General features: G+C 43.4%; 27 protein-coding genes. 1 reads left to right on the top strand and 26 read right to left on the bottom strand.

Features of this window, described 5'->3' with window-relative positions:
• Nucleotides 1-18: 18 nt before the first annotated feature.
• The 24 genes from glgP to AB8P51_RS10960 form a co-directional block, all read right to left on the bottom strand.
• Entirely contained in the window at nucleotides 19-2,565 is a 2,547-nt protein-coding gene (gene glgP, locus AB8P51_RS11075; RefSeq protein WP_369748895.1) for an alpha-glucan family phosphorylase, read from the bottom strand.
• Nucleotides 2,566-2,607: 42 nt separating this feature from the next.
• A complete protein-coding gene (locus tag AB8P51_RS11070; protein WP_369748894.1) occupies nucleotides 2,608-3,513 on the bottom strand; it encodes an alpha/beta fold hydrolase in 906 nt (301 codons plus the stop codon).
• Nucleotides 3,514-3,584: 71 nt separating this feature from the next.
• Nucleotides 3,585-5,270, bottom strand: coding sequence for an alpha-amylase family glycosyl hydrolase (locus AB8P51_RS11065; RefSeq protein ID WP_369748893.1), 1,686 nt, complete (start codon nucleotides 5,268-5,270; stop codon nucleotides 3,585-3,587).
• A gap of 11 nt (nucleotides 5,271-5,281) precedes the next feature.
• On the bottom strand, nucleotides 5,282-6,646 hold the full coding sequence (locus AB8P51_RS11060) for a dicarboxylate/amino acid:cation symporter (RefSeq protein ID WP_369748892.1): 1,365 nt from the start codon (nucleotides 6,644-6,646) through the stop codon (nucleotides 5,282-5,284).
• A 13-nt stretch (nucleotides 6,647-6,659) separates the two neighbouring features.
• Nucleotides 6,660-7,721 carry a class I fructose-bisphosphate aldolase gene (locus AB8P51_RS11055; protein ID WP_369748891.1) on the bottom strand — a complete coding sequence of 354 codons (1,062 nt, stop codon included), beginning with the start codon at nucleotides 7,719-7,721 and terminating at the stop codon, nucleotides 6,660-6,662.
• 10 nt (nucleotides 7,722-7,731) lie between these two features.
• Nucleotides 7,732-8,745, bottom strand: a complete 1,014-nt coding sequence (locus tag AB8P51_RS11050; RefSeq protein ID WP_369748890.1) for a type II glyceraldehyde-3-phosphate dehydrogenase — start codon at nucleotides 8,743-8,745, stop codon at nucleotides 7,732-7,734.
• A gap of 7 nt (nucleotides 8,746-8,752) precedes the next feature.
• On the bottom strand, nucleotides 8,753-10,081 hold the full coding sequence (gene nhaA, locus AB8P51_RS11045; RefSeq protein ID WP_369748889.1) for a Na+/H+ antiporter NhaA: 1,329 nt from the start codon (nucleotides 10,079-10,081) through the stop codon (nucleotides 8,753-8,755).
• The gene (locus AB8P51_RS11040; protein ID WP_369749156.1) at nucleotides 10,074-11,456 is read right to left on the bottom strand and encodes an NAD(P)/FAD-dependent oxidoreductase; all 1,383 of its coding nucleotides are present in this window, start codon (nucleotides 11,454-11,456) and stop codon (nucleotides 10,074-10,076) included. Before AB8P51_RS11040 ends, nhaA begins: the two co-directional genes overlap by 8 nt.
• Nucleotides 11,457-11,528: 72 nt before the next feature.
• The gene (locus AB8P51_RS11035; protein WP_369748888.1) at nucleotides 11,529-11,999 is read right to left on the bottom strand and encodes a universal stress protein; all 471 of its coding nucleotides are present in this window, start codon (nucleotides 11,997-11,999) and stop codon (nucleotides 11,529-11,531) included.
• A gap of 46 nt (nucleotides 12,000-12,045) precedes the next feature.
• A complete protein-coding gene (locus AB8P51_RS11030) occupies nucleotides 12,046-12,750 on the bottom strand; it encodes a lycopene cyclase domain-containing protein (protein ID WP_369748887.1) in 705 nt (234 codons plus the stop codon).
• An 87-nt stretch (nucleotides 12,751-12,837) separates the two neighbouring features.
• Nucleotides 12,838-13,374, bottom strand: a complete 537-nt coding sequence (locus AB8P51_RS11025; protein ID WP_369748886.1) for a hypothetical protein — start codon at nucleotides 13,372-13,374, stop codon at nucleotides 12,838-12,840.
• A 73-nt stretch (nucleotides 13,375-13,447) separates the two neighbouring features.
• Complete coding sequence (locus tag AB8P51_RS11020) at nucleotides 13,448-13,723, bottom strand: DUF5676 family membrane protein (RefSeq protein ID WP_369748885.1); 276 nt, start codon at nucleotides 13,721-13,723, stop codon at nucleotides 13,448-13,450.
• Nucleotides 13,724-13,783: 60 nt separating this feature from the next.
• The gene (locus tag AB8P51_RS11015) at nucleotides 13,784-14,230 is read right to left on the bottom strand and encodes a hypothetical protein (RefSeq protein WP_369748884.1); all 447 of its coding nucleotides are present in this window, start codon (nucleotides 14,228-14,230) and stop codon (nucleotides 13,784-13,786) included.
• An 83-nt stretch (nucleotides 14,231-14,313) separates the two neighbouring features.
• Entirely contained in the window at nucleotides 14,314-14,529 is a 216-nt protein-coding gene (locus AB8P51_RS11010; protein WP_369748883.1) for an SHOCT domain-containing protein, read from the bottom strand.
• Between the two features lie 38 nt (nucleotides 14,530-14,567).
• Nucleotides 14,568-14,786 (bottom strand): SHOCT domain-containing protein, encoded by a 219-nt coding sequence (locus AB8P51_RS11005; RefSeq protein WP_093978458.1) that lies wholly within the window; start codon nucleotides 14,784-14,786, stop codon nucleotides 14,568-14,570.
• A 27-nt stretch (nucleotides 14,787-14,813) separates the two neighbouring features.
• Nucleotides 14,814-15,029: a heavy-metal-associated domain-containing protein gene (locus tag AB8P51_RS11000; RefSeq protein ID WP_369748882.1), complete on the bottom strand. Its 216-nt coding sequence runs from the start codon at nucleotides 15,027-15,029 to the stop codon at nucleotides 14,814-14,816.
• A gap of 20 nt (nucleotides 15,030-15,049) precedes the next feature.
• Nucleotides 15,050-15,319 carry a hypothetical protein gene (locus AB8P51_RS10995; RefSeq protein ID WP_369748881.1) on the bottom strand — a complete coding sequence of 90 codons (270 nt, stop codon included), beginning with the start codon at nucleotides 15,317-15,319 and terminating at the stop codon, nucleotides 15,050-15,052.
• A gap of 32 nt (nucleotides 15,320-15,351) precedes the next feature.
• Complete coding sequence (locus tag AB8P51_RS10990; protein ID WP_369748880.1) at nucleotides 15,352-15,822, bottom strand: hypothetical protein; 471 nt, start codon at nucleotides 15,820-15,822, stop codon at nucleotides 15,352-15,354.
• Between the two features lie 155 nt (nucleotides 15,823-15,977).
• A complete protein-coding gene (locus AB8P51_RS10985; protein ID WP_369748879.1) occupies nucleotides 15,978-16,793 on the bottom strand; it encodes a prohibitin family protein in 816 nt (271 codons plus the stop codon).
• Between the two features lie 292 nt (nucleotides 16,794-17,085).
• Nucleotides 17,086-17,406, bottom strand: a complete 321-nt coding sequence (locus tag AB8P51_RS10980; protein WP_369748878.1) for a hypothetical protein — start codon at nucleotides 17,404-17,406, stop codon at nucleotides 17,086-17,088.
• 25 nt (nucleotides 17,407-17,431) lie between these two features.
• Complete coding sequence (locus tag AB8P51_RS10975) at nucleotides 17,432-18,589, bottom strand: hypothetical protein (RefSeq protein WP_369748877.1); 1,158 nt, start codon at nucleotides 18,587-18,589, stop codon at nucleotides 17,432-17,434.
• A complete protein-coding gene (locus tag AB8P51_RS10970) occupies nucleotides 18,589-18,966 on the bottom strand; it encodes a cytochrome c (protein WP_240531695.1) in 378 nt (125 codons plus the stop codon). The genes AB8P51_RS10975 and AB8P51_RS10970 overlap by 1 nt, the downstream gene beginning before the upstream one ends.
• Nucleotides 18,967-19,065: 99 nt before the next feature.
• Complete coding sequence (locus AB8P51_RS10965) at nucleotides 19,066-19,647, bottom strand: helix-turn-helix domain-containing protein (protein WP_369748876.1); 582 nt, start codon at nucleotides 19,645-19,647, stop codon at nucleotides 19,066-19,068.
• Nucleotides 19,648-19,826: 179 nt separating this feature from the next.
• Nucleotides 19,827-20,246, bottom strand: a complete 420-nt coding sequence (locus AB8P51_RS10960; RefSeq protein ID WP_369748875.1) for a hypothetical protein — start codon at nucleotides 20,244-20,246, stop codon at nucleotides 19,827-19,829.
• A gap of 267 nt (nucleotides 20,247-20,513) precedes the next feature.
• Here AB8P51_RS10960 and AB8P51_RS10955 point away from each other — a divergent pair, with 267 nt between their 5' ends.
• A complete protein-coding gene (locus AB8P51_RS10955) occupies nucleotides 20,514-20,942 on the top strand; it encodes a ubiquinol-cytochrome c reductase iron-sulfur subunit (protein WP_369748874.1) in 429 nt (142 codons plus the stop codon).
• A 61-nt stretch (nucleotides 20,943-21,003) separates the two neighbouring features.
• Here the strand turns inward: AB8P51_RS10955 and AB8P51_RS10950 are convergent, their stop codons facing one another.
• Nucleotides 21,004-21,768, bottom strand: coding sequence for a DUF6503 family protein (locus tag AB8P51_RS10950; protein ID WP_369748873.1), 765 nt, complete (start codon nucleotides 21,766-21,768; stop codon nucleotides 21,004-21,006).
• 57 nt (nucleotides 21,769-21,825) lie between these two features.
• The gene (locus AB8P51_RS10945; RefSeq protein ID WP_369748872.1) at nucleotides 21,826-24,372 is read right to left on the bottom strand and encodes a fused MFS/spermidine synthase; all 2,547 of its coding nucleotides are present in this window, start codon (nucleotides 24,370-24,372) and stop codon (nucleotides 21,826-21,828) included.
• Nucleotides 24,373-24,443 lie beyond the last annotated feature (71 nt).

The following is a 24,443-nucleotide window of genomic DNA, read 5'->3' as shown; positions in this document are numbered from 1 at the left end:
TTTAAATTCTTATAGATGTTAATGTTGCCACTGAATCATGTTATCCTCCAAGGGCACGGCAACGCCTTCGTAATCCGGTAGAATACGAACGGTATAGTGATTGGTGGGCCGGAGAGTATTGACCTGGGCATAAAAATTATGTTCCCCTTGTTCTCCCATCCAGTCAAATTTCATTTTGATTCTTTCCGGTGTTTTGCCGTTCATACCTTCTGCAAAAAGCTCTACGCTAATATTTTTAGGATTTATTTCATTCAGCCAAACCGGGACTTTAAAATGATGCTTGTGGCGCTCGCTCTCAATTTGAACTTCTCCGAATTTTATGGCCTCCCATTTATGCCCAAGATCATGCGCAGTTTCTAAAACTCTTTTTCCTGCGGCTCCTTTTCTTGCACCCCGTTTTTTATATCTTGCCGCCGCGGGAAGGTAAAATTGTTCCGTGTACTCCCGTACAGTGCGATTGGCAGAAAATTGGGGAGTAAGGGTCGCCATGCTTTTTCGCATCCGTGCTACCCATTGTTTGGGTACGTTTTTTTTATTGCGTGCATAAAATTCGGGCACGACTTGTTGTTCCAATAGGTCATACAAGGCTGTTGCCTCGGCGGCATCCCAAGCGGGGTCATCGCCATGTTCTTGACCGTCTCCCAGGGCCCAACCTACCTCCGGGGTATAGGCCTCGGCCCACCATCCATCCAGTTCGGATAAATTGATACCTCCGTTGACTAGCACCTTCATGCCACTCGTTCCGCTAGCTTCCCACGGGCGTCTTGGGGTATTGAGCCATACATCGACACCCTGTACCAAATTCTCGGTTAACATCATGTCATAGTCGCTCAAAAAAAGCACGTGTCTGTGCAAATTATGCTGTTGGATAAATTGCAACCATTTTCGTATCAAAGCTTTCCCTGATTCGTCAAATGGCGGTGCCTTACCGGCCAGTACCAATTGAACGGGATGTTCCGAGTTGGTAAGGATACGGATAAAGCGTTCCGGATCGTGCAATAGAAGGTCCGGTCTCTTGTACGGTACAAATCGCCTGGCAAAGCCCAAGGTCAAGGTGTTGGGATCAAACACCTTTTTTGCGGAAACAATTATATCGGAGGAAAGACCGGAAACGATAGCTTGTCTTTCAAATCTTTCCCTGATAAAACCAACTAGCCGATTTCTCGATTGGTTCCTGAATTGCCATAATTTATCATCGGAAATCTTCGAAATATGTGCTTCATGGTCAGTAAGCTCCCCTCTCCAACGATCTTTTCCACAGGACTCCGTCCAGAGTTCATCGGCATATTTGGAATCCCAACAGGGCATATGCACCCCATTGGTCACATGGCCCACGGGAATTTCGGATATGGGCCAACGTGGAAAAAGCTTGCTAAAGAGATTTCTGCTCACCTCGCCATGCAAGCGGCTAACACCGTTCACGGCACCACTGCCACGAACGGCGAGATAGGCCATATTAAAACTCTCCCATCGATTATTGGCATCTGCCCGACCCAGGGCCATCAAGTCGTTGAGATCGATACCCAGTTCTTCCTTGGCATACCCGCCAAGAAATTGCTCCATAAGCGATGGGCTAAAGTGGTCAAAACCGGCGGGGACCGCCGTATGCGTCGTAAATAAATTACCTGCCCGGGTTACGGCCAGGGCCTCTTCGAACGAAGTGCCGTTCGCCTTCATAAAATCGTTGGCACGTTCCAGTACGAGAAAAGCGGCATGGCCTTCGTTCATATGGCAAACTTCGGGATCGATATCCAAGGCCCTGAGCATTTTGTAGCCACCGATACCCAGAACGATTTCCTGTTTTATGCGATGATCGGGACCACCGCCATACAGTTCATCGGTAATGCCGCGGTGGACCGGTAAATTCGCGGCGTCATTGCTATCCAATAAATATAGCTTTGCCCTACCTACCTTTACCTGCCACGCACGTAGCCATAGTGGATGGCCAGGTAAAGACACTTTTAAGCGAAGCCATTCCCCATTGGGCAGACGTAAGGGCGTAATGGGCAACTGACCGGGGTCATTGTAAGGGAACAGGGCATTTTGGGTGCCGTATTTATCAATTTCCTGACGGAAGTAGCCTTTATCGTAAAGCAGCCCCACTGCAACGACGGGGACGCCCAAATCACTTGCCGATTTTAGTTGATCGCCAGCTACATTGCCCAAGCCACCGGCATATATGGGAAGGGCCTCGTTCAGCATATATTCCATACTGAAATAGGCAACGGTGCGCAACTGCGTCTTTGGATGCTTTTGCTGGAACCAAGAGGGAGCGGAAAGGGCTTCGTCGTTCAACTTTAAAAGACCATCCAGTGTTGACCGAAAATCGGGATCGGACAAATGCTGCTCCAGCCTATCCCGTGAAACGGTCTGTAATATGACCCATGGATTCCTTGTAAATTGCCAAAGTTCCGGGTCTAATTGTTGCCATAGTCCGTCCGACGCATGGTTCCATGACCACCGTATGTTGAGGGCGAGTTCTATGAGGTTTTCTACTCCCTCGATGTCGGTGTGCATCGATCCGTAGAGTTGATGCGTAGTGTTATTTGTTTTTTTTTTCTTCATTTTTATTTTCCAGTTCTTATTTTATTCCGTTTTTACCGCCTATTAACCGAAAAAATCCGTGACCGCTTTCCAAACGAATTTCGGGTCTTTCAAAAAAAGTTGGTGGTCGCCTCCCTGGACAGTCAGGAATTCAGCATTTGAAAAGGTTTTGGCCAATTTTACCGCATTGACGATGGGAGCCGTGGTATCTTGATCGCCATGGATAAAAACAACTTTTTTGTTTCCGATGTTTCTGGCGATGGCATATAGGTCAGTGTCCAGGATTATTTCGTTCAACGAATTGTAATAGCTCTGCCAAGTGTGTTTATTTGCATCTGCAAATACGTCATCCGACAGGTTTTCGGGCTTGAATATCCGGGTCATAAAAATGGGATGCAGCAAACAGAGGTATTTGGAATATTTGTTTGCCGTAAGCCTGTCAAAAAGGGAATGTGCTGACATTATATTCTTAAATTCTTCCATATCCTTATAGACTGGAGTACCTATCGCTATTGCCCCTTTAAACCAATCGGGATGTTTTTCAAGAAGTGCAAATGCGATGACAGTGCCCATGGAGTGTGCGACAAGAACGGTTCTGCCCCCATCGAAACCTTCTTTTGAAATAATCGCTTCCAAAGCGCCCACCTGCATCTCAAGGCTATAATCGCTATTGGGCTTTGGGGAGTCGCCAAAACCGAGCAGGTCGACCAACAGAAGCTTATGTGTGCCTGAAATGGCATCCAAATCCCTTTTCCAATAGTTTTTGGAGCCCGTTAGGCCATGGATAAAAACCAGATCCCTATCCCCTGAGCCCACTATTTCAAAATTCAAGGGCATGCTTTCCGGATTATATTTAGGTGCTACAACGACCTTTAGATATTGATACCCACCTATAGAAATAAAAAGTACGGCTACTACCAATAACAAGACCAACATCCTTTTTCCTGTTTTTATAATAAAATCTTTCATAGTTCTATTTGATTAAAACGCCATACTCTCTCCGCGATAAAATCATCTTATACAAAAAATGCTAGGTTCAACTAACTGTTCTTGAATATCAAGAATTCCATGGGTTTTAGTTTTAACTTGATATAAAGTCGGCTATCTTGCCCATCCGCATTTTTTTGCACTTTTATTTTGGTTTTACCCCCATAAATACATTTCATCTGGCGACCTGCTTTGTTAATGGTAGCGTCGATTAGGACATGCTCTTCTTTCGCATCTTTTGGGGACGAATTATAGACCACTAAAATCTCCCCGTTGTGGAGTATCCTGGAAAAGGCCAAAAGACATTCTTCGCAATTGGGATAGTGAAAACCAACTGCGTTTTTTGAAGTTTTCCTAAAATACATCCTACCGAATTTCAGGATAGGTTCTGTTTGCCTCAGTTTTGCCAAATCTGCAATGGTCCTGTATATCCACGAATTGCGGTTCAATACATTGATCTTGGTATCATTGGGGTCGAACATACCTTCCCTGATATATCGGTCATCCATCCCATTTCCATCCAAGCCTTGTTCCGTCCCATAATAGATACAGGGGGCACCAAGGGCGCAGAGCAGAAAGCCCATGCCCGCTACTATCTGTTCTGGAGTGGCATCATAGCCAAAGCGATGCTTAAAATCAGTGCCCACTTGGTCGTGATCATCGATGTAGGTCACCAAGAAATCTCCATATTCACCCCGGCTGAGGGCATTTTGTTGTAAAGAGGAATAGCGTTCCAATAGTCTTTCAGGTGAGGAAACCCCTTTTATTACACCTGCCAAAACACTGTGTAGCGGATGGTCCAAAACAGAATCCAGCCCGTAATACACGTTCTGATCTTCCGGCAACATTTTCGGCCCGATATACGGATTGCCCGTCTCGTCATTGCCGATAATCTCACCGAACAAAAAGAAGTTTCTCTTGCCCAAGGAGTATGCATATTCACGAATGGTGGAACAAAAACGGCTAATATCCTGTCCTTTCATATGTTTGACGGCATCCAACCGAAAACCGTCCACGTCTGTCTCGCGTATCCAGTAACAATGTATGGCAGCCAATAGTTCCCCTAACTTCTCGCTTTCAGGGGTACCGTCGTTACGGAATGTTTTTAAGGTCAAAAAATCGCCCTCCTGCGTTTCGGGATACTTATCGAAATTCCTTATTTGTCCTTTTCGGTTGTAAAGCTCCGGGTCTTTCAGTTCTATTGGGAGCGGCCTATCATTCTCGCGCCAATCTCCCAACGGAAAACGTTGTCCGTCTAAATAGTAATACTCATGATCAAAAGGATACGACCAATTGTCACCGGAATGGTGCAGAACAACATCCAGGAAAACCCGTATGTCCAAGTCATGTGCCTTAACCACCAATCTCTCCAAGTCCTTTTTTGTACCCCAGCGTTTATCGACATCCAAATAGTTCTGGATGGCATAGCCATGGTAAGCTTTAGGATTGTTTTCAAAAACAGGACTAAGCCAAAGGGCCGTACAGCCCAAGTCTTTGATGTAATCGATATTGTCGATGATTCCCTTTATCGTGCCCCCTAAGGGTTTTTGCAATTGGTCTTCATTGCCAAAACCTGAATGTCTAATATCGAAGTCCAAAGAACTCCGTTTGTTGTTGTCATGAAACCGGTCTACCATAAGAAAGTAGATGATTTCCTCTCGCCATTCCCTATGGCAGTTTACCCAATATTCCTTGTTCGGTTTTGGAGAAAGATCTATATCGTTGATTGACTTCATCATTTTTTTAGCTTTTAAACGGTGGAATACTCCTTTTTTGTTTTCGAATTACTTTTTGTGCCTATGGCAAGCTTGTTTCCATAAAATCGGTTGAACACCATACAGGCCGTAAGGTCGCCGGTCACATTAACAGCTGTCCGGAACATCCCCAGTAACCGTTCCACCCCTATGATGATGATGATTCCTTCAGCAGGTATTCCTGCACTGGAAAGTACAGAGGCCAAAATCACTACCCCACCACCAGGTATTGCCGGAGTGCCAATGGACGCCGCCACGATGGTAATCACCACTACGATAACGTTCATAAGGCCCATTTCCAATCCGTAGGCCTGGGCAATAAACAAGGTCGTTATGGTCTGGTAAAGTGCCGTGCCGTCCATATTTACGGTGGCTCCGATAGGGATTATGAAATTACTGATGGCTGGATCTACTTCCAGTTCTTCTTCCGCTGTTTCAAGGGATAAAGGCATTACTGCAGCAGAACTTGTGGTCGAGAAGGCCAGCAGTTGGACATCCCTGATCTTACGTAAAAAGCGTAACGGATTGACCTTGCCCAAAAGGCTTACACCTATCAGATAAATTACCACCAACAACAATAACCCAATCAAGACGACGAGCACATAAAAGCCCAGACCTGAAAGTGAATTTAGACCAACACTGGAGGTCAGCTGCGCCATCAAGCCGAACACGGCTACCGGAACCAACAACATGGCCCATTTGACCACGGTCATGCAGATTTCCTGTATGGCACTCAACAATAACTTTACGGGCCGTAGCAAATCATCGGGAAGGGATAATACGGCGACCCCTATGATAATGGTAAAAATGACGATACTCAACATTTCACCACTTACCATGGATGCCAGCGGATTGTCAGGCAACAAATTTGTTATGGCATTGGGAATATCGTTTATCCCAAACGATAATTCCGTGCTTTCGGCCGTATTGGCCAAAGCCTGTTCATGATCTACAATCGCTTGCTGGTGCAGATACTTTCCAGGGCTAAAGATTAATCCAAGGATTGTACCTATGGTCACCGAGATAATGGTTGTGGATATAAAATACAAGAGTACACCGCCCCCCAGTTTTTTTAAATTCTCCTTGTCGTTGCTGGCAATGCCGGTAATTATAGAGGCAACGATCAAAGGAATCATAATCATTTGTACCAACTTGAGAAAGAGCATGCCCGGCAGGGCCAACCAACTGCCCAGAACATCAGCTGTGCCTTTGGTTATCCAACCATTTTGCGGACTTAACAAAAGACCAAGGCCTACCCCAAGGAACAAAGCGATGATAACCTTTAGCCATAGCCTATTCTCCACCAGTTTTTGGAGGTAGTGGTTAAGCGATTTCAGTGATTTTATTTCCGTATCGAACATTCCTTAGTATCCGTTATGCAATTGTTATTTTCTTTTCCAGATAAACACCTTGTACCGCGTGCAAAAGTTCCACACCCTCTTTGAACGGCCGCTGAAAAGCCTTTCTTCCCAGAATCAGACCGGATCCCCCGGCCCGTTTGTTTACGATTGCCGTAATAATGGCTTCGCTCAGGTCAGATTCTCCCTTGGAGCCACCTCCCGAGTTGATCAACCCGATTTTTCCCATATAGCAATTTGCCACTTGTAACCTACATAGGTCAATGGGATGTTCCGTGGTCAAGGTTTCATACATGGCATCGTCGTATTTACCGAATCCAATATTTTTGAATCCATAATTAGTAGTTGGCAACTTTTGTTTAATTATATCCGCTTGTATGGTAACCCCTAGATGATTGGCCTGTGATGTCAAATCGGCCGATGAATGATAGTCTTCCTTATCGGTTTTAAAGGTTTCATTACGGGTATAGCACCAGAGAATAGTGGCCATTCCAAGACGGTGTGCCTCCGCAAATGCCTCGGAAATCTCCTTCAACTGCCGATTACTTTCCTCGGAACCGAAATAGATCGTCGCCCCGATCGCTGTCGCACCCATGTTCCACGCTTCCTTCACCGTACCGAAGAGCGTTTGGTCGTATTTGGCGGGATGGGTCAACAGCTGATTATGGTTTATCTTGACAATGAAGGGAATTTTGTGCGCATATTTCCTAGCATAAAGGCCCAAGCCCCCAAAGGTCGAGGCCACCCCATTACAGCCAGCTTCTATGGCCAATTTTATGATGTTTTCCGGGTCAAAGTAATCGGGGTTCTTATAGAAGGAAAAAGCGGCGCTATGTTCAATGCCCTGGTCTACCGGAAGAATGCTCAGATATCCCGTTCCTGCAAGGTTACCGTGATTATAAAGTTTAGATAGGCTTCCGAGAACCCGTGTATTCCTGTCACTGGGCACGAATACCTTGTCCACCACATTTTTTTCGGGCAATTGTAATTCGTCTTTGGTTATTTTCTCGCTCACATGGTCCAGATAGTAGGATGCTTTGTCCCCCAAGAGTTCCACAATATGTTCATATGTTTTCATTGTCTTTTTTTTAATTGATTCCCAAACTTTTGTTGGTTTTGGCAATAGACTTATGACCATCACTTTCGATACCCGTCAATGCCCGTATCGCATCAATGGTCTCGGGGATGACGATGGCCTGATTATCCACGATATAGGCATAAAACAGTTCGTCGCCCACGACTTTCAGCATATCTTCCCATAGGGCCACTTCGTACATATCGCCCCAAGACCGGCCCATATCCAAATACATTTCCTTAATGGTGTTGTTGGAAACCAGCCCTTGGTCATAGCGAATAAAGTGGATACGAGTCGAGGTTTTAAGAGCAGCCAGCACTTCTTCTTTAGTGGCCTTTTTCTTTAGTTTCACGTTCCAATAATGCATATGGCTCAAAGTTTCGGGCACCTTTACCGCCGATGTGATTACATCGAGGTCGGGATCTACACTTTGGGCATCCGGACCTTGGTGGCTCGGTATTTCCTTCTCGGGAACCATGGTGTTCATAATACCGCCCAAATGGCTTTCCCAAGGGTCTGTGGCACGTCTTAACAAAGTGCCCCTGGCATAGTCCAACAGGTCGGCCCTTTTTAGCGCGGTCAGCGTTCTTAAAATGGATGTGGTGTTGCAGGAAACTACCCTTGTGGCATCCAAATCTATCGCAGATTCGTAATTGTTTTCGGCACTAAAGGAATGACCGGTCGTTTCATGTTTTTCACCACCTTGGACTATGAATTTAAGTCCTTGTTTCTTATAGGTTTCAACATTCTTTGCGGCTATGTTCTTTGGGGTACAATCAACTACAAGGTCCACTTTATTTAGAAGGTCTTGAAATAAGCCAGCTACCTGAATGCCTACCGACCCCATTTTTTCCCTGGCTTCACTGGTTGCTGCGAATATGGTATACCCCTTTTTTACAGCGGTCTGTATGCGCCAATCGCTAATAACATCGCAAACCCCAAAAAGATTCATGTCTTCCTGCACATTAATGGCGTCGGCTACTCTTTTCCCGATGACCCCGTATCCTACTACTGCTATTTTTTTCATATTGTTTTTATTTAATTGTTATTAATTTTTTACTGCTTTTATATAATAGTATGGCACCTACTATTCCTGAAATTAGAGAGGCAAATAGGATACTTACTTTTGCGGCGAAAATCAAAGATTCATCTGAGAAGGCCAGTTCATTAATAAACAGTGACATGGTAAAACCGATGCCCCCCAAAAAGGCGGTACCATAAATCATATTCCAACTTACGTTTTCAGGGAGTTTGGCAAGTTTAAGTGCCACAAGAATTCTCGAAAAGGCTGCAATACCAATGAATTTTCCGAAAATCAGCCCCAAACTGATTCCCAGGCCAACTGGGCCGGTTAGCACCTTCAGCAAATCCCCATGAAGATGTATCCCCGCATTTGCCAAGGCGAACAAAGGAAGAATGATGAAGCTTACCAGAGGATGTAGGGCTTTTTCCAATTTTTGTAGCGGAGTTTCGGCTTCGGAACTTGTGGTTTTAATATCCTCCAATATTTCCAACTGTTGGTTGGATATAAGGGTGCCTTTAATCGACTTTGATTCCTGAAATCTTTTATGGAGTGCGTCCAAACGTTTTAAAAAGGTTCCCTCTTTAATTTTCACCCGACCCGGAATTGCTACAGCGGTAAGAATTCCTGCAATCGTAGGGTGCACTCCTGAAAAAAAGAAGGCCAGCCACACGCCTCCTATTCCTATAATAGCATAAAACCAAGTACTTCTTACCCCGGCAAAATTTCCTATGATGAGAAGTCCGAAGAAGAGTAGCCCGTGGAGCAAATCCATTCCCGAAATACCGGAAGTATAAAATAGGGCGATCACCAGAACACCGCCCAGATCGTCCACGATTGCCAATGTGACCAAAAATACCCTTAGGGCGGTGGGCAATCTTTTCCCCATAAGTGCCAGGACCCCCAACGAAAAGGCAATATCGGTGGCCATAGGAATGCCCCACCCTTGGGAAGCCTCCCCGGAACCGTTGAACAAATAGTAAATAAAGGCGGGGATTACCATGCCTCCTATTGCAGCTCCTATGGGCAATACTGCATTTTTGGGGGATGAAAGTTTGCCCCCCAGTATTTCCCGTTTAAGCTCCAAACCGACCTGTAAAAAGAATAGTGCCATCAACCCATCATTGATCCACAAGAGCAAAGGTTCCGATAACCGAAAATCCGCGATGTAAAAACCGATGTCCGTTTGCATAAAACCGGTATAAAATTCTTTCCAAGGGGAATTTGCCCAGACCATTGCAATAACTACGGTCACAAAGAGAACAACCCCACTATTGTTGAGTCCCTTGGCATAATGGCCAAAGAATTTTCGAATGCCTATGTTACTTCGGTTTTTAAGCATCGATTTTTGTTTTTTGCATATTTTCGACCTTTTCCAATGTTCCAAATTGTTCATCAGATGGAGGGTCTATGTGGGAAGCTTGTTTGAAATTCCTAATAATTACCCTGTTGCTCTTTTCATAGGTAAAATAACTTATGACCCAATTGAACCCTACCAGAAATTTGTTTCTAAACCCGCTGATGGACATCAAGTGTACCACAGACCATAGTAACCAGGCGAAATAACCACCAAATTTGAGCTTACCGAGATCGGCAACAGCTTTTCGTTTTCCGACCGTGGCCAGCGAACCTTTATCCTTATATTCAAAGAATGTAGGTGGGTCATCATTGATCAGGCCTGAAAGCATTTGGGCCAGATATTTTCCCTGTTGAATGGCGGCCTGTGCCACTTGTGGATGACCCTTGGGTGTATCTTCGGAAATCAATGCGGCAATGTCTCCAATGGCGTAGATGTTCTTATGGCCGTCCACCTGTAAAAATCCGTTTGTTTTTAAGCGATTCCCTTTTACTATGGACTCTTTGCTGATTCCCTTCGGAAATTGTCCCTTGACCCCTGCTGTCCAGACGAGGTTTCTTGCCAATAGCATTTTACCGCTCTTGGTCTGTACTACTTTGCCATCATAATCACTGACCGCTTCGTTCAATAGAACTTCAACATCAAGATTTTTAAGGTACTCCAATGTTTTTTCCGAGGCCTTGTCGGACATAGCTCCCAGTAGTTCGTCCATGGCTTCCACCAAATAGATCTTCATAATTGAAGAGGGATATTCGGGATAGTCCTTTGGAAGGATGTACCTGCAAAACTCTGCCAAGGCCCCTGCCATTTCAACGCCGGCAGGACCACCGCCCACGATTACAAAATTGGTAAGGGCATCGCGTTCTTCATCATTGCAAGTAATCGCCGCTTGTTCCAGATTTTGCAGCATCATGTGACGGATGTTCAGGGAATCACGGATATCCTTCATCCCCAGACTATTTTTTTCCACATTATCCATCCCGAAAAAATTGGTAGTGGTTCCCGTAGCCAAAACCAGATAATCATAACTCAATTTTCCCTTATTGGTAAACAGCATATTTTGCGATGGTTCTATTCTTTCGACATCCGCCAGGCGAAATTGAACATTCTTGTAACCGCTGATCTGTTTTCTGAAAGGGAATACGATGCTGTCGGGTTCCAAGGCACTAGTCGCCACCTGATAAAAGAGGGGTTGGAATTGATGGAAGTTGTTCTTGTCCATCAATACGATCTGTATGTTTTTCTTTTTGAGACCTTCTACCAAGGCAAGGCCCGCAAAGCCACCACCCACCACGACCACCCGGGGCAGTTTGGAGTCCGGTAAGCAAATCAAATCGGTAACTTTACAGGCATTTTCCATAGTAGTGTTCAACGTATTTATATTTTTCAAACCAACTCTTCCTTCAATTTTTTTCGCTGAGGTTGAAGCGAATTACCTTTTTTCTTTTGCATCGGGCCTTCGAACTATTAATACAGAACAGTTCGCATGTGCGGAGATGGACCGGGAAACCGAGCCCAATAGGAACCGGGTGAACCCGCCATGTCCATGTGAGCCAACGACTATTAGATCGGCACCAAGGTCCTCTGCCTCTTCTAGGATCGCCATTTTGGGAAGGCCGTTCACAGTTATTTTCGAAACCGATAAATTGGTGTTCTTGTTTTGCAATTGCCTTGCGGCGACCTTTACGTTCTCTTCCGCTGATTTTTTTGCGTTGGATAGCACTTCTTCATAATAACCGCCCAACGAACCTCCCAAGGGGGCTATTCCCGGAGTGGCCAGTATGGGATTTTCATACACAGATAGAATACGTACTTCCGTATTGGAGGGGAACGATAACCTTGATAGTTCTTCTACTGCCGCCTTGCTGTAGTCCGAGCCGTCTATGGCCAATAGTATTTTCATGACATTTAATTTATAAGTGATACTTTATGTTCTTAATAAACAACCATTAATCAATGGTTATCGGTTTCATTACTTTTCTCCAATACAGGTGCTCATATAGTCCTGACCAGCACATCCCGAAAGTGAAGGCAAATAAAAGTTCTTCAAGGGGGATTCCCAGAACAAGTACATGTGTCAGGTTGTCCAGATTCCAGTACAGCGCTACATAATCTGGATAAAACAGAAGGATGCTTCCGAAATAGACAAAGTAGAGCACTGTAAACAGCATACCACCGACCCAGATTTTACCCTTTAAATCGGGGCGGCAGTACAGGGTTGCTAGTCCTCCGAAAAACAAGGCGATGACCCCACAATAAATATGATTAAGCCCAGTAAAAAGGCTTAGTGCCGCAAAAATCAGAACAGGAACAAAAAGAATGTAAACATGAAGCGAATGCCTCCGGTGGCTTCTTTCCGTATGTGGCATTACAACGAACCTTCTTTTAAAAATTAGGTTGTACAATACTGTTCCTATACCTCCAATGGAAAAAGAGAAAATAAGACTTTCTATATCGAATCCCGTGTTTTCCGCTAGATTGAATAGGGAAGGGGGGAACCAGTACTCGGGCACGAACAGGGGTTCCGTAAGGCCAAAGGGCATGGTGATCCAGCTCATTTGGAGCATTTCTTTCCTGGTATCCTTTTTAAACAGATAGATTACCGCCCAAAGGGCGAGGATGATAAGGGACCATATGAACCAGACGTATTGCATATCAATTATTGGAAATTTTTAAGCCAAATTCAACATTTGTTAGAATTCGGATATTTTCTACTCACGGAAATACCCAAATCTCGAATTCTATTCTTTCTGACCTTCAAATTGAAATTCCTTTGATATCCCCCCATCCAAAAGGTTAAAGCGATAGCGGAAAGTATGATTCTGCATATCGAAACCGCCAAAATGCTCGTCGCCTTCCTGATGCTCATCATTTAAATGATGCACCCATTCTGTTTCATCATTTCTCATATCATTCATCATGCCCCCACTCATATGTCCTCGTCCCAACATATGTCCATACATGTTTTCGAACTCATCACCTGTAAGGCACACGTTTATGCTGTCCATGTCTTCATAGTAATCCAACATAAAAGTTGTATCCAACTTCACATTGTATAAATGGACCTCAATTATTCCCTTTCTGATTTTGGTAATTTCGGCGAAAGCTTCCTCAATAATTTTGCTAGTACTTCCGCCCTTTAAGCCAACATTATCAGTAAGTGTTCCGACATAGGTTCCTTCAATCAAATCAACAAAAGGTTCTTCTGATTTTTCACAAGCTGCAAAAACGAAAACGGTTAAAAAAACAGTTTTGGCAATTAATCCAATCTTTTTCATCGTCTTTATGTTTTAAAGTTTATCATCTGAAATATTAAACTACTTCACATCATTTGTTACTCATTTATTCTGTCTATCTTCTTTTAAGCTGTGCATTGTAAAAAGCCGCGATCAGGGCACCTGTAAGCCATGCGATTATAAAGGTCTGTACAATGCCGATTAGGGCTTCCCAAACAGGCACGTCTATCCTTATTATACTAGTAGTGTCCAAACCGTGCAGCAAGCCGTTAAAAAACTTTATACTTCCTTCTTGTCCAGCAGTGGCAAGGACGATCATACAGCCGGCGTAAAGTATCGCGGCGGTAAGGCCCATGGCAAATCCAAATTTTTTTACATTTAATCGATTCATGATTGTTTTTTTATGTTTATTATTCTTGTAAATTCATTCCGTACCGAACTAGGGTTGTTACTAGTGGTTTAACTCTAAGCTCTTTTTGTACTCCATCTTTTCATGCATGGCCTTCTCCAAATTTTCATGCTCCAAAGTATGGTCACAAAAGGTATCGATCAAAAGACTGTCGTTGGCGATGACCGGCATAAAATGATGGGTAGTAAGCAGCATAAGATCTGGATATCTAGTAATCATATCGCTGAGTTTCCCGGCGAGTATGGTATCACTTGCAGCGGCTTTAACCAATTCGTCGACCATCATGCCTGTGGCGTGATCGTTTTCCATCATCTTTGCAATGTATTTTTGGCCCAGTTTATGGTTCTCGGCCATGAATGTCAATACCACCTCTTGTTGGGACGGATCCTTAAGTTTGTCCTTTATGGTGCCCTCTTGTTTTTGAGAACAGGCCGATAGTATAAAAGCGGTCAGTACCATGCATGCTGCCATTTTGATCGTTGTTTTCATTTCATTTTGTTTTGGGTTTTACAATTTTACTCGATAATCGAGATTTAAATGCCCCGTGGGCTTGCCCCTAGGTAGTTTAATCCTTATTCAGACTTTATAAGTTTCTTGGATTCCTCGTATTCCTCTTTCGTGATTTCGCCTTTGGCAAATCGCTTTTTAAGAATGCGCAATGGGTCTTCTTTTCTGTTTTTGGTATAGGGAAGGTCGTAGGGCACAAAAAAGATCCAGATCAATAGGATCAACCATACGATCCACCATATAAAGTGCATACCGCCGTAATGTCCGTCAAAAAAGTGCATAGTTTTGAATTTTAGTCGTTAATACTTGTTTTTGTGGACTATCCGTCCGATTTTAAAAGCTTCTTTGATTCTTCATATTCACTCTTGGTAATCTCTCCTTTGGCAAACCGCCTTTTGAGTGATGTGAGTGGGTCATCGTCTTCAATTTCATCATAGGATGAACTGGACGGGGCAAAGAAAATCCAGCCCAGCAATACAAACCATATGGCCCACCATATAAGGTGCATGCCCCAAAAAACTCCGTCTCTATAAAACATACTGTTAGATTTAAGATTATTGTAATTTTAATTGATTTCTGTTATGGTATAGCCTTCAAGTTCGTTGAGTTGTTCTTGTAACTCATCTACTGAAAGTTCTTCCTTCATGCTGATAATCGTTGCACCTTTTGGCTGCAAGAAAATCTGTATTTTCTCTACCGCCGGATGTTCCTCCAAAGCTCTTTTGACCCTTGTCACACATCCGCCACAGCTTATTCCTTCGATTTGAAATTTGCGTTTCATTGTCCAAGTTTTAGTGTTAATTAATGGTGTCGATGGCCTTCATGCCCTTTTTTGTCCCCATCATCTAGCACTTCCTCTTTACTTTCTCCGTGCTTTTTATCGCTATGGCCGCCATGGTTATGGCCACCGCGCCCGTGTGAGCCATGCGGTATAAACAGATGCACTACGAACATCAGGATGATAAAGGCAAAAAGCCCGTTATACCCTGTGATCCCCAACGCCGGGGCGAAAAATATCAGTAGTAGGGGCAGCCCACAACCGATAACCATCCATATCCAATGACTTTTCATGTTTTCCTGTATTTGCGTTAAACTTTAGTGTTTTAATGATGATCACCATGACTTTGGCTCTTGCTCAATTCCATTTCGCCCTGCTCGATAATGTCCAATCCTTCCTCGGCCATCATATTTTTACAGGACTCCATACAATCCTCGCTCATCATGCCTTTTTCATGCATCATTTTCATCATGTTCCCCATCATCTTACCATTTTTCATCATGGATTTCATCATGTTCTTCATCATCATACTGTCTTTCATCATCATTTGCATACCATCGCCTTTCATCATGCCGCCCATCATTTTATGGTTGCCCTGCATCATTTGCATTGCATGATCGCTCTCTTGCATGTTTTCCATAAAGCCGGTCATGTATGTGTGATTGTTCGCAATGGCACCAAAAATCTCACTCCTTGTTTCGGAGTTGTCGAGCATTGCGTTAACATCAGTTTTCTGGTTGCAACCGGTTAAGGCAAACAACCCGATCGTCAAAAAAATTAGTGTTGCTGTTTTCATTGTATTTGATTTAAGGTTTACTCGATTCGTTTTAACTTTTTCCTTTATTTACTTCCGAAGTTTAACAGACACATTTCGTACCTTAATTTTTGCTTCAATCCAAAAGTTTAAATGGGTTCGCTTCAACTTTTTGTCCCATCGTTCTGAACAAAAAATCAATTATTGCCCAATATCAGCGGTAGTCCAGAATCGCCACTACCAACTACCACTACTTTTGAATTAGGTGACTTCGCTAGTTCCAATGTAGCATCGATACCCTTGTCCTGTAATATTTTATCGGTCAGGGAAGCGCTTAAAATTGTATTTGCATCCGCCTTTCCTTGTGCTTCTATGGTTACTTTTTCCGCTTCCTTTTTGGCGGTAACCAAACGAAATTCATATTCCAAAGACTCTTGTTCTTGTTTAAGCTTACGCTCTATAGCTTCCTTTATGGTGCCGGGCAAAGTAACATCTCGCACTAGTATCTCATTGAGCTGAATGTACTGTCCGTCAACGATTTTTTTGGTCTCTTCATAGATCTCTGCCTGTATTGCATCTCGTTTACTGGAATACAATTGCTCCGGGGTATAGCGCCCCACGACGCTTCTTGCCGCAGATCTTATTGTGGGCAGTAGTACACGGTTAACATATTCCGTACCTTTTTCCTGATGAAGTTTTCCTAAAAATTCCCGCTTTGGCTCGAACCAAGCAGAGGCGTCCAGTTTTATCTCCAATCCGTTGGAAGAGAGCACCTGCATTTTTTCGAAAACTTCTTGCTGTCTAACCTCATATACAAAAACCTTGTTCCAAGGTGCCACGATATGGAAACCCTCGCCCAAAGGCGGCTGATCAGTAACCACTCCGCCCCCAAAGGTCTTGTAGAGCACCCCGGCTTCCCCGGACCCAATCGTTACTGCAGATTTTGCGATTAAAATAACCAGTGCAATAAGAATAATTGTTGCTGGTAACGCAATTTTTGGTAATTTTTCCATATTCAACATAGTTTAATTGACTTAGGCACTTAATTAATAACCGAAGAGAAATTGAAAGTCTTATTATCAACGATTTACAAAATTGAGATTCGTAATTTCCTTGGCAAAAAGAGCTAAACCTTACTTTTCGAAACTTGGAATGCCCATGAATAGGGATGTTATAATTATTAGTAATGCGCCTAAGTCAATAATTTAAATTAATACTGTTCCGCCTTGTTCCATGGACGGATTCGAATATAATTTTGCCGCTATCGCTGTTCTATCGAAGCAGCTATTGGAGCTTTTGGCCATTTTAATTGGCCGATTTTAAAAACTCCTCTATCTTCTTGCTTTCGTTCTCGGTAAGGTTGGCCCTGATCCTCATATGAAGGCTGATGGTCTCCCAATCCGTATCGTTATAATCCGCAGGGGACGGTGCTATGTGGCATCGATTACAGGCTTCTCCCCACATTTGGGCCCCCGATTTTTCGATCTTGAATTCTTCCTCCGCTGCTGCGGTGGCCGTATCCGGAACATCGGTATAGCCTTTCTTTGTGGAAGAACAGGCCACGGCCGTAATGCCCACAATTGTCATTACTATGACGCCTATTACTGTTTTATATATTGTTTTCATGTTTTCTATTTTTAAATGAATGTTTTTAGAATCCTATGGCCCAATGTACAAACAGGCCATCCGTGTTGGTTAAACCATCTCCGTCATGACCACCTTCCGTTTCTGTAGTCTGGTAACTAAGTTTGACCACAGATCTCCAGCTCAGCCAATAATTTAGACCAAAGGCGTACTGGACCGATTTCTCTTCCCATTCCGCGCCTTCCGGAGCATTAAAATCCGAATACCTGCCCACAAACTCCAGTTTTTTGACAAAATCGCTGCTTGCCATAGTAGGCCGGTAACTCAGCTGCCCATAAAAGGAGTTGCTTTGATTGTCAAAGGAATATTCTTCCTCTACACCATCCTCCAGCTCAAAATAGGTTGCGGTATCCACATTCGAATTGTTGTACTGGGCCTTGACGTCCACTATGCCACCCAGTCCTGATATTTGCTTGACTAAGGAAAAATCCAAGGCGAACAAAAATGCCCCCACATCCTCGTATTCGGAGTCCTCTTGACCGGTATTAGCTGTGGTGTAGGCCGAGAAGCCCAATTCGATGGAAGAATCGGAAAAGGGTAAAAGCCCCAAACGACCACCATAGGCCTTGCCCAGGTTGTTATCCTCATAATTTTGGAACAACAGCATTCCCGCCTCTTCGGGTTCTTCACTACCGTCTTTTAAGCGAGGTCCATTAGTGGCATAGACCGAATAGTTCAATGTTGGACCGCCCAGGTCGAAGGCCCCCCTAAGCTCCACTCCAATTCCTGAAGAGGGTGCAATGCCATCATGTCCGTAGCCTAAAGGAGTATTGGGCAAGCGGTTGATCCAAGCGGGGTGCAATCGTTCCATAAAAGTTCCGAAGGGCAATAGAAATTTCCCTGCCCTGGCGATCATGTTCTTGTTGAGCACGTACATGACATCGGCATACTCTAACCCGGTCTCCAGTTCATTTCCTTCAAGTACAAATTCCAGTTCGGCCTCGAACATCAGCCTGTCCGAATGTTTATATAGAAAAATTGGGGCATAGGCTAAGCCTAAGAATGTAGATTCGGTTTCATCCCCAGAGTCCATATATTCAAATCCAGTATGGCCGTAGCCCCTTAGCATAAACTGGGTCTTGCTCGGTTCAAAAGTGTTGTATGTTTGGCCGTACATCTGACCGCCAAAAACAACTGCGATTAGTAATACTAGTAGCTTTTTCATTACTTAAGGGTTCTTATGTAGTTAATAATTTCCCAGCGTTTTTTCTCAGGGATGGCAGTTTTATAAGAGGCCATCGGTGAGCGGCCTTCTTCCAATTTCCAGAACAGGGCCCCATCTGTCTGGGCCTGGACTTCGGCACTGGTAAAATCGGTTGGTTTAGGTGTGAGGCCCGCGCCTCCTACACCATCGCCTTTGCCCTTGGCACCGTGGCACACGACACACAGCATCTTATAGGTTCTTTTGCCCGATGCAGCGGCATTGGCATCTCCTTTAAGTGGGTTTACAATCTTGTCAGCACTCGCGGGTGCCACCCATTTTTCCTGTGCATGGGTATTGAATCCCACAAACAGGAAACATATCACCGCCAGTACGGTCATGCTTGGTAAGAATTTTTTGTTTTTCATTTTATTGGTATTAAGTTGTTAACAAATCTATTTTTTCTTGAAAGTGTTCGTCTGCATAATTTTCTTTCTTATCTATATAATTTCGTCATAGAAACTGCGCTCCCAACCTTCAGCATTCTTATAATCTGTCATGCTCATTCCAGTCGTATTCTTGAACTGTCTTGACAGATGGTTTACACTACTATAATCAAGTAGATATGCAATATCGGAGAAGCTATATTGTTGCAGCTGTATCAGTTCTTTTACCTTTTCAACCTTCAACTTTATGAAATACTTTTCGATAGTGGTGTTTTCGTTTTTGGAAAACAGTTTGCTCAAAATCTTATAGTCACGATGTAAGGTCGATGCCAAATGTTCCGACGTCTTTTCCTTTATATGCATTGGTAGGTCTTTAATAAGATGGATGAGCGTGATCTTTACCTCCTCTACCAACATTTCCTCTTCGCTTTTTGCAATTTCAAACCCATTGGAGTGGAGCACGCCTATGACCTTCGCATCGATTTCTTTGTCAATTTTTTTAATCGAACGAACGGTCAGTTTTCCCAATTCAAGGGAAAGCACCTCTATATGGATTTCTTCAAGCTCATGTTTTATGACCTTTAGACAGCGTCTACAGACCATATTCATGATCCAATATGTTCTAATGGATTCCATGTATGAAAATGTTAGTGTTCTTAACTAAGCAATAAAGCTGTCAGAGGATTGATTCTCCGTTAAAATATTGGTGGAAAAGCTTGTCGCTGTAAAATAGGCGCGACAATAGAAAACCAACAATGGACTGTTGGCCAATGGGAAGCACAGATTATCGCAACAATAATCTGCTTACATAAAAATCAAATCAAGTAAGTTTCGTGAAGCGCGAGTATGTCCCGTTCAATCCAGGGAGGATCATAGTTTATAAAGGGAACTGTTTTTAGCTCAAGGCCTTCAAAAAGATTAATATAGGTGTAGAAAAATGTTTGTAAGAAAACAATATTATTGGCATCCAGTTCAAAAGAAACCGTTTTTAGATTGTGGTCGCCTTGCTTTACGAGGGTTTGGTTGTTACAACAATCCATTTGTCCAAAGGAACATTTTTTTGAAGGCGTTTCAATATCCTGCTTTTTGTCCATACAAGTTTTCGCTTTGCCAAAAACAGCAAGATCCACCAATTTATCACAACAGAAGTGCATATCAGCTGCAAACGCGGTAGTGGAAAAGAGTACCGCGAAAGATAAAGTGAAGGCTAATATTTTGTGAAAAAAGCTTTTCATGTTATTAAGATAGTCAAAAATGTTTAAAGTTTCAAAACAACTTATATGTATTTTATATACGTAAAATAATGAAAACAAATAAGTTATATTATTTTTTAGCTAATTACCTGTCCAAATGTAAGTGAAGGGTTTAAACAAAAACATGACCATTGTCATGTTTGTAGGAAATTGTTGTAAAAGTTGAAAACGACCTAATAATTAATAGCGACGTATTGACTAATACTATTTTTCCAATAAAGTCGTTCATTTCTTATAAACAAATCTGTTATGGAAAGAAAGCAATTTTTACGAAGTCTGGGTGCCGGTGCGGCATTCGCTATAGTTTTTCCCTGTGTTCATGGTTGTTCCAAAGACAGTGCCGAAACGGGTCTTCCGGTCCCCACCGGAATTGATTTTACCATTGACCTTGACGCTCAGGAAGGTGCGCCTTTACAGAACAACGGCGGATTTATCCTAAAGGAATTCGTGGTAGTGGCCAAAAACTTGGAGGGGCAATATGTAGCGGCCAGCCAAATCTGTAGCCATCAACAGACCGAGGAAGTGCGATTTATTTCGAAGGATGGGGGTATCTATTACTGTTCAACGCATGGTGCACGGTTTGACCAAACGGGAAAACCGTTAAACAGCATCACAAGCAATCCGCTAAAAATATTCAGAACTGAGCTTACCGGAAATATACTGCGCGTGTTTGAGTAGATAGATCCATTTTCGTGAGTAATAGGTTTTACCTTTGGAAAAACAGCTAGACATACCAAATCTAAATTTTGGGCAGTGTTGAGATTTTCACATTTTTTAATTCTATAATGGAAAGCTCTTCCAATTTTCCATTTTCAAAGGCTTTTTCAATTTGTTCGAAAGGAACCCCATCTTTTATTTTCGGTTGCAAGTTCCGATAATCCTGTATGGTAACGCCGTTAACGGTGCGTTGATTATATGCCTCGCGAAACCGCATCCCTCCTTTACCGGTGAAATACTTATAGGCCAAGTAGTCCATACTATAATCCTCAACATCGAACCAGTAAAGGAACACGTCCTCATAATCAACGCCACCGCCCTCCTTTTTAAAGGTTACACGAATCTTATGGTATTCTATTCCTTTGATAAAGGTGGTGCCCTTATTCTCAAGAACAACGGCAGGGTCTTTTAGCCACAAGGGAAGAAATGCAAAGTACATTACGGAATTGACTGAATTTGTATAGGCATTTTTTCTTTCATCCGTGATAGATGCCACGGTATCGTCAATATAACGGGTAAACCCTTTATTGGTATATACATCCCTTACCATACTGCTGTCCTTGTTCTTACCGATTCTTGTATAAGTAAATTGTCCGTTTTGGCGTCGGTAACTATAGGTATGTTTACGGAAGGTAAAGGAAGCCTCCGCATTTTTCATTTTTTCCATACCCGATACCTCAATGGCTTTGTCTACGACGCTTTCTTGCGCTACTAAGGGATTAAAATGCAATATGAGCAGGATTATCGGGATGGAAAACGGAAATGGTTTGTGATTTAATAGTTTCATATGTTCTTTGATTATTCTAAAGTTTTTTTAAAATATTTAATGTTTTCAGACACTTCGTTATTCTGTTTCGTCAATGGATTCTGATTCCTTTTTCAAGAAGTGGGGCGCCAGAAGCTGTATCCGTTCAAGTACTATTTTTGCTTCTTGGTCTTTCCCCGCATTTATAAGCTGAATATAACGATGATAGAACGAACCTACTTTTACGTACCGGATTTCATCAGGCGGCAGGTTCGAAAGATAGGGATCTTCTTCTGGTGGGAGATTACTGGCTAGTTCTTTGAGAAAGTTATCCAATTCTGTTCCTATAAGATAATTTGCACGCCCGGCATTGGCTTGTTGCGATAAAATCGGGGCTTCGAATTCGACCGATCTTATGTCGTCGGTGTTCGGGCGAATTCCAGATAAACGATTTCGTACGGCATCCAAGTTTCCTAAATAGAACAGGCCTGCCATATGATTTTCTTTGGTCGAACTGCCTTGCCCGCCAACGACATGGACACTATTTAGCCTAAGGGTGTGATCGTCTAGCGGTTTACCTGTCTCTTGGCCAATAAGCACGATACTTGCCCGTGTTCCGGAAAAATCGGCCCTCCATAGGGTCACTTGGGGGAAAACCGAAGCGAACGTGGCGGCAATGATATCGAAGTTTTCAGAAGTAAGCTGGTACATTGGCAACCACTGTGCAAAAATGCCGCCGGGAGATAACCGCTTTTTCGCCTCTTTAAAATGTTCAAGGGTGTAAAGGCTTCCGGTACCCGCGTGCCATGGGGTAAAAAGATCACCAACAATAACATCGAATTGCTCGTGTGTGCCCAAAAGATAGTTTCGGGCATCATCGGCAACAATGGTTACGCGTTTATCATTGAAAAGTCCGTTGGTCCAAGGGGCAAAATAGCGCTGTGCGGCCGGAATTACGTTGGATACCAATTCTACCGCCACAACCTTTTCTACCTCATGCTGGAGGGCAGCCCCCGCAGTAATACCGGTTCCCATGCCCAAGAAAACTACTTTTTTTGGTGCCGGATGGATAAGTAACGGAATGTGGGCCTGCATTTGTTCGACCAACAGCGAGCCGGAATCCCCCAGCACATAAAAGTTATCCAAGCGCATCTGAATATTCTTTGGTAATTGCACGATGGAAACTACACCATCGCTCGATTGCCAGGAATCCAATAAGGTTCCATCAGCATCCAAGCGTACTATGGGTGGATTTTTCAGAACAAGTATCCCCATAATTATAACAATTGGCGCCAAGGCCCAACCAATTTTCTTTCGCCCATAAAACGATAGGGAGGCCATAATGGCCAAGATCCCGTAAGAAACAGCAACGATTTTTATACTGCCCCAAAGGCCTAAAGTGTCGAGTAGTAGGAAACCTGATAGCACGGGGCCGACGAAGCTACCTATGGAATTGAAAAGTACCAACCTGCCCACTATCTGCCCTGACGGCTTATCTATCATGGGAGCTACCTTGAGCATGAATGGAAACACCGCACCCAGAACAAATGTTGGCGGCAAAACCACTAAAAAAGCCAGTTTAAAAACGGCCCATACATAGGCGTACCAAGATGCGTCCATTGCCAGATACCCAAGACCGTTTGTCGCCATATTGAAAACATTCGAGGAAACTCCTACTAATATTGCCGATACGGACAAGAGTATGGTCAAGGCACTTTTTGAGGGGATCTTTGATCTAACAAGTAGATGTGCCACGAACCCTCCCAATGCCAACGCCAAAAGAAAGACCACCAAAATCGCGGAGAACGAATACACTGAGTTTTGTAGTACTTGAGCGAACATCCTGGTCCATAAGGTTTCGGCCGATAGTGCCAATACTCCTGAAAAAAAAGCCACCATAGCAAACTGGGTATAGCTTAGCTTGTTCGATTGTTCGGTATGTTTTTTGGGTTTTGGCTTTAATTCGGTCACTGTGGACGCAACGGAATAAGACACAAGGAATTTATCCACTATAATGGCAAGAATACCTACGGAAGCTGCCAGTATCAATGCAAGGCCATAGGTTGAACTTACCCCGTATTCCCTGATCAGGTAAAACCCAGTAAAAAATGCTCCAAGTGCTGCCCCCAATGTATTAACAGCGTATAGAATGGTTCCGCGTCTTTCGAGATACCTGCGATTTTTACCGATATATTGTGCCAATATGGGAAAAGTACCTCCCATGAGAAATGTCGGAGGTAAAAGCAATAAAGCGCCAAAAAAGAATTTTGCCAGTAAAAGCACACTTCTTGAACCGCCCAAAAAGGATACGGCCTCGGCATAGTACATTTCATATAAATCAAGACATGGTATTATCAACAAGGCAGTTAGTGCAATGCCCAACTCCATGAACCCATATACACGAAACGGTCTCTTCAAACGAGTGCCAACATTGCCAAAAAACCTTCCGCCAAGGGCCAGTCCAAGAAAAAAAACGGATAGTGTTACAGCCGTTGCGTAGGCGGCGTTTCCGAATACCAGCCCTAAGCGGTACATCCAGACCACCTGAAATATTAGACCAGCCGTACCGGACAGAAAAAACAAAGCATATAAAAAAGAGAAGGTTCCCAAACGTTCAAATTGTGGAAACACAAACTTATCTTTCATAAAAAACGGTGGTTGAGAATGTGGTATTATACAAACCTAATAAGAAAAGAGGCTTTTTTTGCAGCCTCTTT

The sequence above is a fragment of the Muriicola sp. SD30 genome (assembly GCF_041205185.1).
Lineage (GTDB): Bacteria > Bacteroidota > Bacteroidia > Flavobacteriales > Flavobacteriaceae > Muriicola.
The sequence above is the reverse complement of the archived record's forward strand: the minus strand, read 5'-3'. Positions and strand labels throughout refer to the sequence as shown.